This is a genomic window from Streptomyces sp. NPDC052042 (genome assembly GCF_044548345.1).
GTDB lineage: Bacteria > Actinomycetota > Actinomycetes > Streptomycetales > Streptomycetaceae > Streptomyces.
In genome coordinates this window covers 221,883-237,589 of the sequence record NZ_JBIUBU010000001.1, presented here as the reverse complement: position 1 = coordinate 237,589, position 15,707 = coordinate 221,883, and the positions used below count along the sequence as shown (strand labels likewise).

Below are 15,707 nucleotides of genomic sequence, written 5' to 3'. Positions count from 1 at the left end.
ATGTGTGATGACCACAAACAGGGGTGGGGACGGGGACGGTGGGGCACGGTCCGGGGGAGCGGGCGGGGGGCTGTGCGCCGGACGGGTGGTGGTCGTGACCGGTGCCGGCCGCGGCCTCGGCCGGGCCCATGCGCTCGCCTTCGCCGCCGAGGGGGCGAAGGTCGTGGTCAACGACCTCGGCGTCGGCGCGGACGGGGCGGGAGGATCGGACGGACCGGCCCGGCGGGTGGCCGACGAGATCACGGCGGCGGGCGGCGTGGCGGTCGCCCACACCGGCGACATCGCCACCACGCACGGTGCCGCCTCACTGGTCGCCACCGCGCTGGACGCCTTCGGGCGGCTGGACACCCTGGTCAACAACGCCGGGTTCCTGCGCGACCGGATGCTGGTCAATCTGGACGAGGACGACTGGGACGCGGTGATGCGGGTCCATCTCAAGGGCCACTTCCTGCCGCTGCGGCGGGCGGCCGCGCACTGGCGGGCGGAGGCGAAGGCGGGCCGCGCGCCGGAGGCCCGGGTGATCAACACCGCTTCGGGCGCGGGGCTGCTCGGCAGCGTGGGTCAGGGCAACTACTCCGCCGCGAAGGCGGGCATCGTGGGGCTGACCCTGGTCGCCGCGGCGGAGTTGGGGCGGTACGGGGTCCAGGTCAACGCGATCGCCCCGGCGGCCCGGACCCGGATGACCGAGCGGACGTTCGCCGAGACCATGGCGGCGCCGCCGGAGGGGGAGTTCGACGCGATGGCGCCCGAGAACGTGTCCCCCCTGGTGGTGTGGCTCGGCTCGGCCGCGAGCGACGGGGTGACCGGGCGGGTCTTCGAGGTGGAGGCCGGGCGCATCACGGTCATGGAGGGCTGGCGGCCCGGCCCCACCGTGGACCTGGGGGTCCGTTGGGCGCCGGTCGAGGCGGGAGGGGCGGCACGCCGGCTCCTCGCCCGGGCGGAGGCGCCGCGTCCGGTGTACGGGGCGAGGTAGGGCCACGGGCCGCACCCGCGGACGCGCGGGGCCGGCGCACCGGTCCGGCCCCGTACGGGCGGTGGCTGGGAGACCGCGGGAGGTGGGGGCGCGGGCCGGGTACGAGCCTCCGTACGGCGGGTGGAGCTCAGGTGTCGCAGTCCAGGACCGTTCGGCACAGCCCGCAGCGGGCTCGCATCCGGCCGCGCACCGGAACACGGATGCGCTGGTGGCAGGCCGGACACGGGAAGGAGACCCGTACGCCCCGCGGATCGTGTTCGAAGGTGTACACGGCGGCGGGGGCCGGCGGTGGGGGCGTCCCCGAGGACTCCAGGGCGTCACGCCGGTCCCTGGCGTAGCGGCGACGGGCCGCCCATGGAGCGGCGGCGAGGGGCGGTTGCCTCAGGTCGCGCAGGGCCTGTGCGCGCCCTTTCACGTAGGCCGTGTACGCCTGCGGGCTGGTGAACCACGGGGAGGGGTCCTCGTCGAAGGCGAACGCCCGTTTGGCGAGGACGTACCCGAACTCCTCCGGGGTGAGGTAGCCGAGCTTCTGGCTGGAGAGGGCGTCCTCGCGGAAGGCGTCCAGCAGCAGCCAGCCGGCGCCCAGGTACGTCGTCACGGTGTCGGTGAGGATCTCGTTGTCCGGCGTCTGCGGGAACTCCAGGCCGAGACGGTGCAGCAGCACATGCGTGATCTCGTGCGCGAGAGCGGCGCCGACATCCCTGCGATGGGTGCGGAAGCGGTCGTTGAGTTCGATGAAGTACTCGGGCCCCGCGGTGAGTTCGACGGTTGCCGCGTGTTCCGTCGTGCGGAAGGCGACGATCATCCGGGCATCCGGCAGGCGCAGGTGCTGGACCACGGCCCGGGCCACCCGCTGGGCCCCGAGGTGCAGGTCGTCGTGGTCGAAGAAGGCGACATCGACCGGGGCCAGACTCGTGGCGTAACTCCGCACCCCGTCGTACGACAGCCTCCGGTACAGCGCCGTGATCGCGGACCGCACGGTGCCGAGATGGGGAAAGCCGTGGACGACCGGGCCGCCGGCCCGGCCACCGCGCCGACCGTTGTCCGCCACGTGCCACCCCCGTCCGCCACGGGTCTGTTTCCCGCCCGCCGTGGGCCCGCCCCGGTCCGGGCGCGTCCGACCGGCCTCCACTGTAACCGCGAGGACACTGCTGATCTTGGCCGAAAAGCGAGCCTTGTGGAGGTCGTGATCGCTTCTCGATAATCCCCAAGCACGCCTTTGTCGGGAGCATGACCATCCGGGTGTCCTCGCCCGTGTGCGCCGGACCCCGGGCGAGGGCGGCACACCCCGCGAGATCCCGGGGAGGTCCCTCACGGACCCCTCGGTGAGAGCACCCCACAGGCACCCCCCACAAGCACCCCCCACGAAAGAAGGCATTCCCTTGAAGCAGCTTCTGCGTGCCCTGAAAAGATGTTCCGTCATGGCCGCCGTGGCCCTCGCGGCCTTCAGCCTCCAGCCCGCCGGAGCCTCGGCGGCGCCCGCGCCCGTCGTCGGCGGGACCCGTGCCGCCCAGGGCGAGTTCCCGTTCATGGTCCGGCTGTCGATGGGCTGCGGCGGCGCTCTCTACGCCAAGGACATCGTGCTCACCGCCGCGCACTGCGTGGACGGATCGGGCAACGACACCTCCATCACCGCCACCGCCGGCGTCGTCGACCTGCAGTCGTCCAGCGCCATCAAGGTCAGGTCCACCAAGGTCCTCCAGGCCCCCGGCTACAACGGCATCGGCAAGGACTGGGCGCTGATCAAGCTGGCCAAGCCGATCGACCTGCCCACTCTCAAGATCGCCACCAGCACCGCGTACAACAACGGCACCTTCACCATCGCGGGCTGGGGCGCGGCCACCGAGGGCGGCGGGCAGCAGCGCTACCTGCTCAAGGCCACCGTGCCGTTCGTCTCCGACGCCCAGTGCCAGGCCGCGTACGGCGGCGACCTCGTCCCCGGCGAGGAGATCTGCGCCGGCCTGGTCGACACCGGCGGCGTGGACACCTGCCAGGGCGACTCCGGCGGCCCCATGTTCCGCAAGGACAACGCCGGGGCCTGGATCCAGGTCGGCATCGTCAGCTGGGGCAACGGCTGCGCCCGGCGCGGCTACCCGGGCGTCTACACCGAGGTCTCGACCTTCGCGTCCGGCATCGCCTCCGCCGCGTCCACGCTCTGACCCGGATCCTGGATCCCGGCTGCCGGAGCACGGTGGCCGGGGCCTGGGGCGCGACGGTCGGAGCCTCCTGACGGGGGTCGGAGCCTCCGGACGGGGGTCGGAGCCTCCTGACCCGGAGCCTGTGACTCCGGGCCGGGAGGCGGGACTCCGATCCGGTCCCGCCGGAACCGGCCCGGACCGGTGCGACCGGTCCGGTGAACCGGCCCCATGCCCCCTCGGGGCCGGTTCACCGTCCGGTCCGGTGCGGCGCCCCGTCCGGTCCGGTTCCGCGTTCCGGACCCGGCTCACACCCGGGCGTCCCCGGGGGTGCCCGCGGTACGGACGGGCACCCCCGGACCCAGTTCCGCGTACGGGGCGCCCGCGTCCTCCAGTTCCAGCACCCACACCTCGTTGGCGCCCTCCCGCAGCACCGGGCCCGGCACATACAGCGTCCGCTGTGGGCCGACCGACCGGTAACGCCCCAGGCCGAAGCCATTCACCCACACGAACCCCCGCGCCCAGCCCGGCAGTTCGAGCCCCGCGTGCCCCGTGCCCGCCGCGTCCGCGACCTCGAACGTTCCCCGGAACAGCCCGGTACGACCCGCCTCCCCGGCGTCCCCGGCCGACCGGACGTCCTGGAAGGCCACCCCGGCCGGCGCGTCCGGCTCCTCGAACGCCTCCAGCCGCAGCGCCCGCGCCCGCACCCCGTGCAGGTACTGCCGCTCGTGCAGCACCCCGCCCGTGATCCCCTTGGGCTCGCCGAGCCGCGGCCCGTAGTTGACGCGGCCCAGCGATTCCACCCACAGCTCGATCTCGGCGGGCCCGGCCACCGGCTCGTCCAGGGCCGTGTTCTCCTCGCTCAGCACCCCCGCCCGGACACCGTCCACGTACACCACGGCCCGGTCCCGGAGCCCCACCGCCGCCAGGGCGTACGGGATGCGCGGACCCGGCACACCGACCCGGTAGCGCACCAGACCCCGGTCGACCCCGAGCTCCTCGAACGTCGGCGGAACCCCCGACGGTGCCGGCTCCTCGTCGCCCAGCGCCTCCAGCACGGCGGAGAGCGGGGCCCATTCGGTCAACTCCGCGCGCACCGGGGCGGCCAGCGGGGTGGGCTCCGGCGGAAGCTCCGGAAGCGGCCCGTCCGCGTACTCGGCCAGCACCTCGCGGAACCGCCAGAACTTCTCGGTGGGGCGGCCGTACTCGTCGATCGGCGCGTCGTAGTCGTACGACGTCACCGTCGGCAGGTAGCCCTGGTCCTGGAACGGACCGGAACGGTTGGCCCCGGCCCACCCGGCGAAGTTCGTCCCGCCGTGCGCCATGTAGATGTTCACCGACGCCCCGCACTCCAGGATCTCCCGCAACGCGCGGGCGGACTCCTCCGGATCGCGCACGACCGGCTCGGCACCCCAGTGATCGAACCACCCGCACCAGAACTCCATGCACATCAGCGGCCCCTTCGGCTGATGGCGGCGCAGCACCTCGAAAGCCTCGCGCGCCCCCGAACCGAAGTTCGCCGTGGCGAGCAGCCCCGGCACGGAACCACCGGTGAGCATGTGGTCCTCGGGCCCGTCGGAGGTGAACAGGGGAACGGCCACCCCGTGCTCGCGCAGCATCCCGGCGATCCGCCGGAGATAGACCTGATCGGTGCCGTAGCTCCCGTACTCGTTCTCCGCCTGAACCATGATCACCGGGCCGCCGCGGTCGATCTGCCGTTGCACCACCTGCGGCAGCAGCATCGAGAACCACCGCTCCACCGCGGCCAGGTACTCCTCGTCACGGGTCCGCACCCGGCGCCCGAACCGCCCGGTCACCCAGACCGGCAGCCCCCCGTTCTCCCACTCCGCGCAGATGTACGGGCCCGGGCGGACGATCGCCCACAGCCCGGCCCGCCGCGCCGCGTCCAGGAACCGGCCCAGCGTCTCCACGTCCCGGTAACGGCCGGGACGCGGCTCGTGGAGGTTCCACGGCACGTACGTCTCGACGCAGTTCAGCCCCATGGCCCGCAGCATGGCCAGCCGGTGGTCCCACTGGGCCTCGTGGACCCGGAAGTAGTGCAGGGCACCCGACAGCAGCCGTACGGGCTTCCCGTCGAGCCGGAAGTGGTCGTCCCCCACGGTGAAGTCAGCCATCGTGCTCGTAGTCTCCTGTGCGTGCGGTCCCGGCGAAGCGCGCCGATCGTCGCACGAGGGCACGCGCCACGGAGCGGGCGAACCCGGGAGGAATGTCGCAGCCCAGCATCGCCCCCTGGTGCGCGGCCGGTCCATGGACAAAGATCAGGGCTGTTTGGACACAATTGTTCGGACCGGTGCTCGACCAGGCAGGATGTCCGACCAGGCACGATGTCCGGACGGGCCCGAAGCCGGACGGGCCGGGACCGGGCCCCGGACCGGAGACGGAAACGGGACCGGCCCCGGACCGGACCGGACAGAACCGGGACCGGGACCGAACGGAAAAGGGACCGGACGGAGGCGGCGGGAACGACCGGACAGGCAGCACGAGAGGGGGAGGAAAGAAAGGCCGATGTACCACACCTGGATGCGCTTCTTCACCCCCAGCCCGCTCCACCACCGGCTGGGGCTCGTCTGCCTGGGCGTGGGGCTCCAGCACGGAGCCCTGCCGACGGTCGGCCCGCGCACCCTGGACCATCATGTGGCCGTCGTCGTCCACTCCGGCAGCGGCTGGTTCGGCGGGCCCGACGGCCGCCGGATACCCGTCGTCGCGCCCAGCCTGATCTGGCTGACCCCCGGCACCCCGCACCACTACGGCGCCGACCCGGGCACCGGCTGGGACGAGAGCTTCGTCGACTTCACCGGCCCCGCCACCGCCACGTACACCGAACTCGGCTACATCGAACCCGAGCGCCCGCTCGTCCCGCTGGCCGACACGGCCGGGCCCCGCGCGGCGGTGGGCCGGATGGTACGGGCCGCCCGGCGCGACAACCCGCTGCTGGAGGTCGAGACCGGCGCCGCCGTCCATGAACTCCTCGTCTCCCTGCGCCGGGCCCGCGCCGACGTCAGCCCCGACGGCGACCCGGTGCTCCAGGCCCTCGCCCGCGACGCCTTCCAGCCGCTGTCCGTGGCCGAGCACGCCGCCCGGCACGGGATGACACCCGCCGAACTGCGCACGGCGGTGCGGCGCGGAGCGGGCTGCAGCCCCAAGGACTACCTCCTCGGCATCCGGCTCGGGCGCGCCAAGGAACTCCTCGTCGCCACGGACCTCCCGGTCGCCGCGGTGGCCCGGCGCGTGGGCTACGACGACCCGGCGTACTTCTCCCGGCTCTTCGCCCGAAGGGTCGGCGTCGCACCGGTCCGGTTCCGCGAACAGCAGGGCCGCAACGTGCCGGGCGGCTGGAGCGACCAGGTGCCGGATCCCGGGAACGTGCCGAGGATCCCCCCGTTCGGTTCGGCGCGCTGAGCCCCGCCGGCCGGCCCGCGGCGCGGTGCCGGGGCGGAGCCGTACGGCTGGTGAGACGGGGCGGTCCGCCCGGGGGAGGCCGGGCTAAGCTCGCTGACCATGACCATGAAGGACATCGACGAGTCCGTGAGCGCGGAACTGAACCGGCTGCGCGAGAGCATCGACAACATCGACGCGGCGGTCGTCCACATGCTCGCCGAGCGCTTCAAGTGCACCCAGCAGGTCGGCCGCCTCAAGGCCGCCCACCAGATGCCCCCGGCCGACCCGGCCCGTGAGAGCCGGCAGATCGCCCGGCTGAGGCAGCTGGCGGAGAGCGCGCGGCTGGACCCCTCCTTCGCGGAGAAACTGCTGAACTTCATCGTCGCGGAGGTCATCCGCCACCACGAGCGGATCGCGGATGAATCGGCGAACCTCGCGGGCGAATCGGCGAACGGCGGCACGCGGGCCTGACGGGCCGCATCCGGTGCGCGGGCCTGACCCGTCCGCACCCGGTGCGCGCGGCGGGTCAGTGCGGCATGTCGTCCAGGGCGGTGGAGACCTCGGTGACCCGCGAAGGCTCCACCACCATCAGGGTCACGGTGCGTTCGCGCAGATCGGCCTCGGCGACCGGACGGAAGTGCCCCGCGGCGTACCGCTCCAGGGCGGGGACGTCGTCGGCGTCCGGGGCCGCCATGACGCGACGGCAGCGCGGATCGGCGCCGAAGAGCGCCCGGGCGAGCGCGTCCAGCAGCGCGGCCGCCTCCGGCTCGGACCGCGCGGAGAGCGGCAGGAGAGAGAGCAGCAGGTCACGGGCGCCCACCGGGTAGCAGCCGCGCAACGGATGGCTCAGCACCCGCTGGACCTCCACCCGGAACGCGGGTGCGGACCCGCCGCGCAGTACGGAGTACGCGCGGGCGGTGGCGGGCAGCGGAAGGCCGCCGTCCACGGGTGTGGACGGTGCGGGCCGCAGCGTCCACCCGCCGACGGCGGCGGGAAGAGCGGGCACCGGCTCCGGGCTGTGACTCGTGCTGTGGGGGAACATCGGCGGCCTTCCGCGGGGGACAGGGAAACGGGGGCGGGCGGGCGTGGAGCGGCGGCGGGCGCACCGGCCGCCGTTCCACCCGACGCGCGGATCAGTCCGGAACGTCCGTGGTCCGGTGGAGGACGAAGTCGCGCACCCGGGGCTTGAGCAGCTTGCCGCCCGCGTTGCGGGGAAGCTCCGGGGCGACCATCAGACGGGTGGGCAGTTTGTACCGGGCCAGCTGACGGCCGGCGAAGTCGCGCACCTCCTCCAACGACGGCTCGACGCCCGCCTCACAGACCAGGACCGCGACGACGGTCTCGCCCCACTTGGGGTCCGGCACCCCCACGACGGCGACTTCGAGGACACCGGGAAAGGCGCTGAGCACCCGCTCGACCTCGGCGGGATAGACGTTCTCCCCACCGCTGATGATCATGTCCTTGAGGCGGTCGACGATGAAGTAGTGGCCGTCCTTGTCCCGGTAACCGATGTCGCCGCTGTGGAACCAGCCCGCGTCGTCGAAGGCCTCACGGGTGGCCGCCTGGTTGTTCCAGTAACCACTGACGACGTTGGGGCCACGCACGCAGATCTCACCGCGCACCTCGGGCTCCTCGATGACTCCGCCCCGCCCCGGAGCCATCAGGCACACCTCCGTGTAAGGCATCGGAAGCCCAGCCGAACCGGTCTTCTCCAGAGTGAGCGCCGCCGGGAGGTAGGTGGCGAACGGTGCGGTCTCGGTCAGGCCCCACGCCTGCTGGAGAAGCACCCCGTGGGCGTGGGCGTAGTCCTTGATGAGCTGCGGCGGTACGGCCGCGCCCGCCACGATGACCGCCCGCAGCGCGGAGAGGTCCGCCTCGGCGAACCCCGGCACGTGGGTCATCGCCGCGAACATGGCGGGCACCGCGAAGATGCTCGTCACCCGGTGCTCCACCAGGTCGGCCAGACACTGCGCGGGGTCGAAGGCACGACGCACGACGACCGTGCCGCCACGGGTGAGGGCGCGCAGCGTGAGGGCGTTCAGCCCGCCGATGTGGAACAGCGGGGCGACGGCCAGGTTCACGTCGTCGGGGCGGGTGTCGACCATGGAGTCCACGTTGACCGCGTTCCACCACAGATTGCCGTGCGTGAGCATGACGCCCTTGGGACGGCCCGTCGTCCCCGACGTGTACATCAGCGCCGCCAGGTCGTCGTCGCACAGTGGCACGGCGGTCGGCCGTCCCGCGTCGGCCGACAGCAGTTCCGACAGCAGCGTCCACACGGCGGGCGGGGCGGGCGCGGCCGGGCACGCGGGGTCCGTGTCGACGAGGACGGGTCGACGCACCGGGATCTCCGCGAGGATCGACTCGGCCAGCGCCCGGTGGCTCTCCTCCACGATCAGCGTGTGGGCACCGGAGTCGGCGAGGATGTGCCGCACCTCGTCGGCCGCGAGACGGTGGTTGACCGGCACGAACACCGCACCGAGATGGCCGGCGGCCAGCAGTGCCTCGAACAGGGTGACGCTGTTGAGCCCCAGATACGCCACCCGGTCACCACGCCGCAGCCCCCGTGCCGCGAGGCCCGCGGCCAGCCGGCTCACGGTGGTGGCGAGAGCGCCCGCGGTGACGTTCCTGCCCTCGTAGACGAGGGCGGTGGCGGCTGCGTCGTACTGGGCTCTGCGTTGCACGGCGGCAGCGGGACTGATGTCGACCATGACCCGAACGGCTCCTTCGGTGGCTGTCGGCAAGGGGGGCGTGAAGGGAGGACGTGAAGAGGGCGCGCAAGCGGTGGGGCGCCTCGGAGCGGGCTCAGAGGTCGCTGCCACCGGCCGCGCTGCGGAATCCGCGCACGGCGATACCGCCGTCGACGGGCACCACGGCACCGGTGATGTTGCCGCTGTCGCGGCGGGAGGCCAGCAGGACGTACGTCCCGGTGAAGTCCTCCGGCTCCACGCTCGCCTCGTACAGCGGCACGTGCGGACGGGCGCCGGCGGCCTCGGCACGGGCGAACGAGTCCTCGATCCTGCGCTCCTCCAGCCCCAGGCTCTCCGGACCGCGCAGCCGGGTGCGCATCCCGCCGCAGGCGACACCGTTGACCCGGACCTTGGGGGCGAGTTCATAGGCGAACTCGCGGACCAGGCCGAGACAGGCGTGCTTGCTCGCGGTGTAGACCGGGCCGCCGCCATTGGTGTGGAAGGACGAATTGGAGAGCGTCATGATGATGCTGCCTCTGGTCTTGATCAGCTCCCGCCAGGCCGCCTCCACGGCGAGGAGATAGCCCTTGACGTTGACGGAGAAGACCTCGTCGAACGCCTCGGCCAGCTCCGCGCCCGAGAGCCGGGTGAGGCTGCGGTGGTAGTCCCAGATCCCGGCGTTGGGCACCAGGACGTCCAGTCTGCCGAACCGCTCGACGGTCCCCGCGACCGCTCCGTGCAGATCCTCCGTCGAGCGTACGTCACCGGAGATCGGCAGCACCCGGTCCGCGTGCTCTCCCGCGGCCTCGACCAGCGCCCCGAGCTGCGCGGCGTCCCGGTCCAGAACGGCCACCGACGCGCCCTCGGCGAGATAGCGCAGCGCGACGGCCCGGCCGAGACCGCTCGCTCCCCCCGTGATCAGCGTGACGTCTCCGGCCAGCCAGCCCCCGGCGGAGGGGCACGCGGTGTTCGGTACGGGCTCGGCCATGACTCAGCGCTCCTGGAGGAAGTCGGTGACGAGACGCTCGAACTCGGCCTGCCGCTCCAACTGCACCCAGTGACCGCAGCCGCCGAAGACGTGCAACTGGACGTCCCGGATCTGCTTGAGCATGAGCTGCGCGCCGTCCAGGGTGATGGTCCGGTCGTCGCGGCCCCACAGCAGCAGGGTCGGGGCCTTGATCCGGTGCACGTCGCGCCAGAGCGGGTCCATGCCGTGCCGCTTGGCGAACGCCGCGTTGTACCGGTGGTAGAACTCGATGTGGCTCGGGTCCAGGGACGCCTCGTAACGGGCCTGGACGGTGTCCTCCCACCGCTTCGGCTCGGCCGTCATGACACGGATGAAGTCCCGCATCTTCTTCACCGTCGGGCCTTCGCCGTTGTAGTAACGGAACATCGCCTTCTGCCCCTCGGTGGGGGTGGGGCCGAACGGCAGCCAACCGCCACCGGGCGCCATCAGCACCAGCTTCTCCACCCGCTCGGGGACGGCGAGGGCGAGAGCGAGCGCTGCCGCGCCACCGAGACTGTTGCCCAGCAGGTGGAAGCGCTCGACCCCGAGGCCGTCCAGGGCCTGCAGCACGGCGTCCACGGTGATCTCGGTGATGGAACGGGCGTCGAGATCCTCCCCGGTCGGGCGGTAACTGCCGCCGAAGCCCGGCTGGTCGGGCAGGACGACCCGGAAGTGCGGGGCGAGCGCGGCGAGGTTGTGCCGGTAGTTGGCCAGACCGTCGGCCCCCGGCCCGCCCCCGTGCAGCATCACGAGCACCGGGCCTTCGCCCGCCTCACTGACCGAGACCGGCCCCAGCGAGGTGTGAACGGTGTGGGTGACGATCTCGGGCCGTACGGCGTCGTCGTCGCGGGCAGGGGCCACGGGGAACTCCAGATGGTGCGAGGTTTCGGGAATGCGGGACGGCGGACCGGGCGCCCGCCGGAACAGGGGCGCCGACCGGTCAGAGGAAGGTGCTGATGTTCTTGGCGAGCAGCACGTTCTGATCGAGCAGGATGTGACGGCGTGCCACCTGCAAGGAGCCGTCGGCGGCCCGGCGCAGCACGTCGGTGCGCCCGCCCGCGTACAGATCGACCTCGCGCTCCAGACGGTTGCGGTACACGAGGAAGGCGGACTCGGCGATGTACGTGCCGTCCTCGTCGCCGGGGCGCACGGCCACGTTGGTGACCAGGTGCCGGGTGCGCGACGGCGGGTCCTCGGCCCAGGCCATGCCGGAGTCGAAGCGCCGGATGCGCCAGGCGAGGCTGTCCTTCGTCTCGTCGAAGATCGCCACCTCGCCGGGGGCACCGTCGGCGAGCGACTGCTGGCGGCGCAGCCGGTTGGTGCGCACGGGCGCCCAGTAGTGCAGGTCGTCGGCCAGCAGCTCCAGCCAGTCGGCGAACCGGTGCTGGTCGAGCAGATGGGCTTCGAGGGTGTAGAAGCGCTGTACCTCGAAGTGGAGCAGCAGATCGTCCAGGGCCGGCCCGCCCGAGAGGGCGGCGGCGGACTCCGTGGTGTGGATGCTCATGGATCCTCCTTGCGTGCCGCGCTGTGTCGGCCATCCCATCGCACGGCGGCGGGTGCGGGGAGCGGGTGTGCCGGTGGGCGGCACACGCCGTTACGGCGCCGGGGGAGAAGGGCGCGGGGGTACGGGGCGGGGCCGGTTCAGCCGCGGAGCAGGGCGCGCAGCTCGGTCGCCGGGTCGGTGAGCCGGTCCGCGGAGACGGGCACGACACGGGCGATCAGACGCTGGGCGGCCTTGATGTCCCTGGGCCGGTCGATCGCGGCGGCGGCGACCAGCACCGAGCCGCGCAGCCCGAACACGGTGAAGGCACCGGAGGCGATGTCACCCCTCACGACGGTCTCCTCGGCGTCGGCCATCGAACCGACCCCCTCCAGCCGGCTGCCGTAGCGGTCGGACCAGAACCACGAGGCACCCCGGGCCGGCGGGGCCGCTCCCAGCAGTCCGGCGGCAGCGGCCCGGCCGCCGTTCTGGGCGGCGTCCCAGTGCTCGTGCCGCACCGGGTCGCCGGCCCGCCGGGCGACGTCGCCGACCGCGTACATCCGCGGGTGCGAGGTGCGCTGGGCCGCGTCGACGACGATGCCGTTGTCGACGGTGAGCCCCGCGGCCTCGGCCAGCGCGGTCGCCGGGCGGATACCGATGCCGACGACCACGGTGTCGGCGCCGACGGCCTCCGGGCGCCCCGTCACGGTGACGGCGACCTCCTCGGCACCGGGCGCGCGGTCGATACGCTCCACGCCCCCGGTGATGACCTCGACACCTTCGGCGCGGTGCCGGGCGTGCAGCGCCCCGGCGACCTCCGGGCCGACGACGGCGGTCAGGGGCACCGGCACCGGGTCGATCAGGGTGACGGCGCAGCCCAGCGCGGTGGCCACCGCCGCGGTCTCGGCACCGATGAGCCCGGCCCCGATGACGGCGATCCGGGCGCCCGGCACCAGCCGGGCCCGCAACCGCTGCGCCTCGTCCCAGGTGCGCAGGGTGTGCACGGCCGGGTCGTCGCCACCGGGCACCGGGAGGGTGCGGGCGGTGCCGCCGGTGGCCAGCACGATGCGGTCGGCGGTCAGTTCGGTGCCGTCGGCCAGTTCCAGCACGCCCTCGTCGGGGCGCAGGGCGGTGACGACGGCGCCCGTCCGGAGCTCGACGCGCCGCTGCTCGTACCAGTCGGCCGGCCGCAGGGCGATGCCGTCCCGCGTGGTCACGGCACCGGTCAGGACGTCCTTGCTCAGCGGAGGACGGTCGTAGGGCAGCCCGTCCTCGCCGCTCAGCAGGACGATCTCGCCGTCGAAGCCGCCCTCGCGCAGGGCGTCGCAGGTCGACAGGGCGGAGACCCCGGCACCGACCACGGCGATCCTCTTCACGACGTCGGCTCCTGACCGGGGTGCAGCCAGATCTCGCCGTCGGCGACCTCGACCCGGTGGGTCCGGGCCGCGAGGGTGGCCGGCATGCACTGCGGCTCACCGGACCTGAGACAGAAGCGGGCGCTGTGCAGGGGGCACTCGACCTCGCCGTCCTCGATCCAGCCGTCGGCCAGGGACGCCTGACCGTGCGAGCAGGTGTCGTCGAGGGCGTAGTACGCCCCGCCGTCGTGGAAGACGGAGATGGCGTCGTGGTGCCCGGTCTGCTCGGCGGGCACCCGGAGGGCTTCGCCCTCCTCGATGCCGCCGACGGCGGCGACGCGCACGGAGGTCAGCGCGGTGTCGGTGGATTCGCTGGGGGTCATCGTTCGTCAGCTGCCTTCTCGTGCCAGGCCGGGGTGTTCATCAGGTCGCGCCAGCGGGTGTAGAAGCCGCGGGCGGCCCCGTCGGAGTACAGGTGTCCGGTGGTGCCGGGGTGGATGCCGTCCTCGGCGCCCGTACCGATGCCCATCTGGTAGTTGAGGGTCATGCCGCCGGACATGAAGCCGTGCGCGGTGGCCTGGCACTCGCTCCAGTTCTCGCCGTCGTCCTGCTCGAAGATGCCGGTCGGCCCGAAGGTGCGCAGGTTGTACAGGCGCTGGGCGTCCTTGACCTCGTCGGGCATCGACTTGTCGACGATGGTCCAGGCCCAGACCTCCATCTTGTCCGGCCCCTTCGGGTGCCAGACCCGGATGCTGCCGTTGACCGGCAGATACGAGAAGTTGGGGAAGATATTGGCGTGCCCGGTCGTCATCGGACCCTCGACCCGGCCGTCGCCCAGACGCTCGCGCAGCTGCTCGTAGTCGTAGTACTGGTGCACCACCCGGTCGTCGAAACGGCTCTTGGGGTGGGTCGGGAAACCGGCGCCGTGACCGTTCGGATCGGTGTACTGGCGTCCCGGGGTCTGCACGATCTCCGCCTTCGGGCCCTTGCCGCTGGGCGACATGACCATCAGCGCGGAGGCGTGCGAGATGTTCACGTGGTACCAGTCGGAGGAGAACTGCTCGGCGGCGAGCTTCCAGTTGCCCTCCAGCACCCACTTGTGGACCCCGCCGATGACCTCCGTGCCTTCCGGGTCACGGTCCAGCATGGCGTCCATGTACCAGGTCATCCCGCCGAGCGCCTCGGTCAGCGGGGGCGCGTCCGGGTTCCAGGTCGCGAAGACCAGGCCCTGGTACGTGTCCAGCTGGGCCACCTCGGTCAGGCCCCAGCGGCTCTGGTCGAAGCTCTCCGGATATCCCTCCCGGTTCGGGACGTTGATCAGCGCGCCGGAGGTGTCGTACGCCCAGCCGTGGTAGCTGCACGTGAACGCCTTGGTCGCACCGGCGTCCGCCCGGCAGACCCGCATGCCGCGGTGACGGCAGGCGTTGAGGAAGGCGCGGATCCGCCGTTCCTTGTCCATGGTCACGATGACCGGGTCCTCACCCATGTACGTGGTGAAGAAGTCGCCCGGCCTGCGGAACTGCGAGGTGTGGGCGAGGAAGAGCCAGCTCGGCGCGAAGACGCGGCGCAACTCCTGCTGGTAGAGGGCGGCGTCGCCGAAGATCGTGCGGTCGACGAGACCGTTGTCGAGGTCGAAGTACCCGGTGACGTCGACCGCGGGGGCGGGGGTGCGGCCCAGCTCGCTCATGCCTTCGTTCCTTCCTTTGCGGCCGGGGCGGCCGGGCGTGCCGTGCGGTGGTGTCCCCACAGGCTGGTGCCGTCGACCCGGGTCGCGGTCCAGGGGTCGTCGACGGTGATGGCTCCGTGCCCGTACTCGACCTCGAAGCCGGACGGCGTGACCGCGTAGAAGGACAGCATCCGGTCGTTGCTGTGCCGCCCGATCGTCAGGGCGAGCGGTGCCGCCCCGTCCAGGCAGCGGTCGTACGCGTAGCCCACCGTGTCGAGCGCGTCGACCTCCAGCATGAAGTGGAAGAGCTCACCCGGCTCCACGTCCTTGCGCGGCTTGCGCTCCGGCTCGATGACGAGCCCGGCGAACGCCAGCGAGTGGTGGCGGGGGTTGGTGTGCAGGAACGCGATCCGCTTGCGGCCGAGGTCGCAGAAGTCGGAGAGCCGGAAGCCGAGCAGCTCGGTGTAGAACCGCAACGTCGCCGCGTAGTCCTCGACGGAGAACACCACATGGCCCAGGCCCTGTTCACCCGTCACGAAGCGGGCGCCGGTCGGCGAGACGAACGGGGTGGTCGCGGTGCGGGCACCGTAGAAGATCTCCACCCGCACCCCGTCGGGGTCCTCGATGTGGAAGAGCCCCAGAACGTCCCGTTCGCGCAGCAGCTCCTCGTCCGCGTGACGGACCTCGACGCCGGCCTCCGCCAGCTCGGCGGCCGCCGCGGCGAGTTCGGCAGGACCCGGAACCTCCCAGCCGACGTAGCCGAACTCCTCGGCATCCGCCTCGTGCAGGGCGATCCGCCAGGCGCGGTCGTCGGCGCGCAGCCGCAGCCCGTCATCGGTGGTCCGCACGGACAGGCCGAGCACGTCCTCGGCGAACGTGCGCCACTCGTCGATACGCCGGGTTCGGAGTCCGAAGTATCCCAGTCCGCTCAGTTGCATGACGGGCCGTCCCTTCAGGTCGGTTCGGGGAGTACGGGCGAGGGCCGGACGGCTCGACGGTCCGT

At 72.6% G+C, this 15,707-nt stretch carries 15 protein-coding genes; 4 read left to right on the top strand and 11 right to left on the bottom strand.

The window, feature by feature from the left end:
- The first annotated feature begins 7 nt into the window (after positions 1 to 7).
- Complete coding sequence (locus ACIHCL_RS01030) at positions 8 to 973, top strand: SDR family oxidoreductase (protein WP_399855390.1); 966 nt, start codon at positions 8 to 10, stop codon at positions 971 to 973.
- A gap of 127 nt (positions 974 to 1,100) precedes the next feature.
- Here the strand turns inward: ACIHCL_RS01030 and ACIHCL_RS01025 are convergent, their stop codons facing one another.
- Entirely contained in the window at positions 1,101 to 2,024 is a 924-nt protein-coding gene (locus ACIHCL_RS01025) for a hypothetical protein (RefSeq protein ID WP_399855387.1), read from the bottom strand.
- A gap of 331 nt (positions 2,025 to 2,355) precedes the next feature.
- Between ACIHCL_RS01025 and ACIHCL_RS01020 the strand changes: the two genes are divergently transcribed.
- Positions 2,356 to 3,132 carry a S1 family peptidase gene (locus ACIHCL_RS01020; protein ID WP_399855385.1) on the top strand — a complete coding sequence of 259 codons (777 nt, stop codon included), beginning with the start codon at positions 2,356 to 2,358 and terminating at the stop codon, positions 3,130 to 3,132.
- Positions 3,133 to 3,416: 284 nt separating this feature from the next.
- Here the strand turns inward: ACIHCL_RS01020 and ACIHCL_RS01015 are convergent, their stop codons facing one another.
- Complete coding sequence (locus ACIHCL_RS01015) at positions 3,417 to 5,243, bottom strand: glycoside hydrolase family 35 protein (RefSeq protein ID WP_399855383.1); 1,827 nt, start codon at positions 5,241 to 5,243, stop codon at positions 3,417 to 3,419.
- Positions 5,244 to 5,634: 391 nt separating this feature from the next.
- Here ACIHCL_RS01015 and ACIHCL_RS01010 point away from each other — a divergent pair, with 391 nt between their 5' ends.
- Together ACIHCL_RS01010 and ACIHCL_RS01005 are read left to right on the top strand one after the other, a co-directional pair.
- Positions 5,635 to 6,528, top strand: coding sequence for a helix-turn-helix domain-containing protein (locus ACIHCL_RS01010; RefSeq protein ID WP_399855381.1), 894 nt, complete (start codon positions 5,635 to 5,637; stop codon positions 6,526 to 6,528).
- A gap of 99 nt (positions 6,529 to 6,627) precedes the next feature.
- Positions 6,628 to 6,978, top strand: coding sequence for a chorismate mutase (locus tag ACIHCL_RS01005; RefSeq protein WP_399855378.1), 351 nt, complete (start codon positions 6,628 to 6,630; stop codon positions 6,976 to 6,978).
- A 55-nt stretch (positions 6,979 to 7,033) separates the two neighbouring features.
- Here ACIHCL_RS01005 and ACIHCL_RS01000 read toward each other — a convergent pair whose 3' ends face one another.
- The 9 genes from ACIHCL_RS01000 to ACIHCL_RS00960 all read right to left on the bottom strand — a co-directional run bounded on the left by ACIHCL_RS01000 (position 7,034) and on the right by ACIHCL_RS00960 (position 15,642).
- The gene (locus ACIHCL_RS01000) at positions 7,034 to 7,513 is read right to left on the bottom strand and encodes a GNAT family N-acetyltransferase (protein ID WP_399855375.1); all 480 of its coding nucleotides are present in this window, start codon (positions 7,511 to 7,513) and stop codon (positions 7,034 to 7,036) included.
- Between the two features lie 127 nt (positions 7,514 to 7,640).
- Positions 7,641 to 9,218 (bottom strand): long-chain fatty acid--CoA ligase, encoded by a 1,578-nt coding sequence (locus ACIHCL_RS00995; RefSeq protein WP_399855373.1) that lies wholly within the window; start codon positions 9,216 to 9,218, stop codon positions 7,641 to 7,643.
- 94 nt (positions 9,219 to 9,312) lie between these two features.
- Entirely contained in the window at positions 9,313 to 10,185 is an 873-nt protein-coding gene (gene hcaB / locus ACIHCL_RS00990; RefSeq protein ID WP_399855371.1) for a 3-(cis-5,6-dihydroxycyclohexa-1,3-dien-1-yl)propanoate dehydrogenase, read from the bottom strand.
- Positions 10,186 to 10,188: 3 nt separating this feature from the next.
- Positions 10,189 to 11,064, bottom strand: a complete 876-nt coding sequence (locus tag ACIHCL_RS00985) for an alpha/beta fold hydrolase (RefSeq protein WP_399855369.1) — start codon at positions 11,062 to 11,064, stop codon at positions 10,189 to 10,191.
- 79 nt (positions 11,065 to 11,143) lie between these two features.
- Entirely contained in the window at positions 11,144 to 11,707 is a 564-nt protein-coding gene (locus ACIHCL_RS00980) for a 3-phenylpropionate/cinnamic acid dioxygenase subunit beta (RefSeq protein ID WP_399855367.1), read from the bottom strand.
- A 137-nt stretch (positions 11,708 to 11,844) separates the two neighbouring features.
- On the bottom strand, positions 11,845 to 13,059 hold the full coding sequence (locus ACIHCL_RS00975) for an NAD(P)/FAD-dependent oxidoreductase (RefSeq protein ID WP_399855365.1): 1,215 nt from the start codon (positions 13,057 to 13,059) through the stop codon (positions 11,845 to 11,847).
- Positions 13,056 to 13,421 (bottom strand): bifunctional 3-phenylpropionate/cinnamic acid dioxygenase ferredoxin subunit, encoded by a 366-nt coding sequence (locus ACIHCL_RS00970; RefSeq protein ID WP_399855362.1) that lies wholly within the window; start codon positions 13,419 to 13,421, stop codon positions 13,056 to 13,058. Before ACIHCL_RS00970 ends, ACIHCL_RS00975 begins: the two co-directional genes overlap by 4 nt.
- Entirely contained in the window at positions 13,418 to 14,725 is a 1,308-nt protein-coding gene (locus tag ACIHCL_RS00965) for an aromatic ring-hydroxylating dioxygenase subunit alpha (protein WP_399855360.1), read from the bottom strand. The genes ACIHCL_RS00970 and ACIHCL_RS00965 overlap by 4 nt, the downstream gene beginning before the upstream one ends.
- The gene (locus tag ACIHCL_RS00960; protein ID WP_399855358.1) at positions 14,722 to 15,642 is read right to left on the bottom strand and encodes a VOC family protein; all 921 of its coding nucleotides are present in this window, start codon (positions 15,640 to 15,642) and stop codon (positions 14,722 to 14,724) included. The genes ACIHCL_RS00965 and ACIHCL_RS00960 overlap by 4 nt, the downstream gene beginning before the upstream one ends.
- Between the last annotated feature and the right edge of the window lie 65 nt (positions 15,643 to 15,707).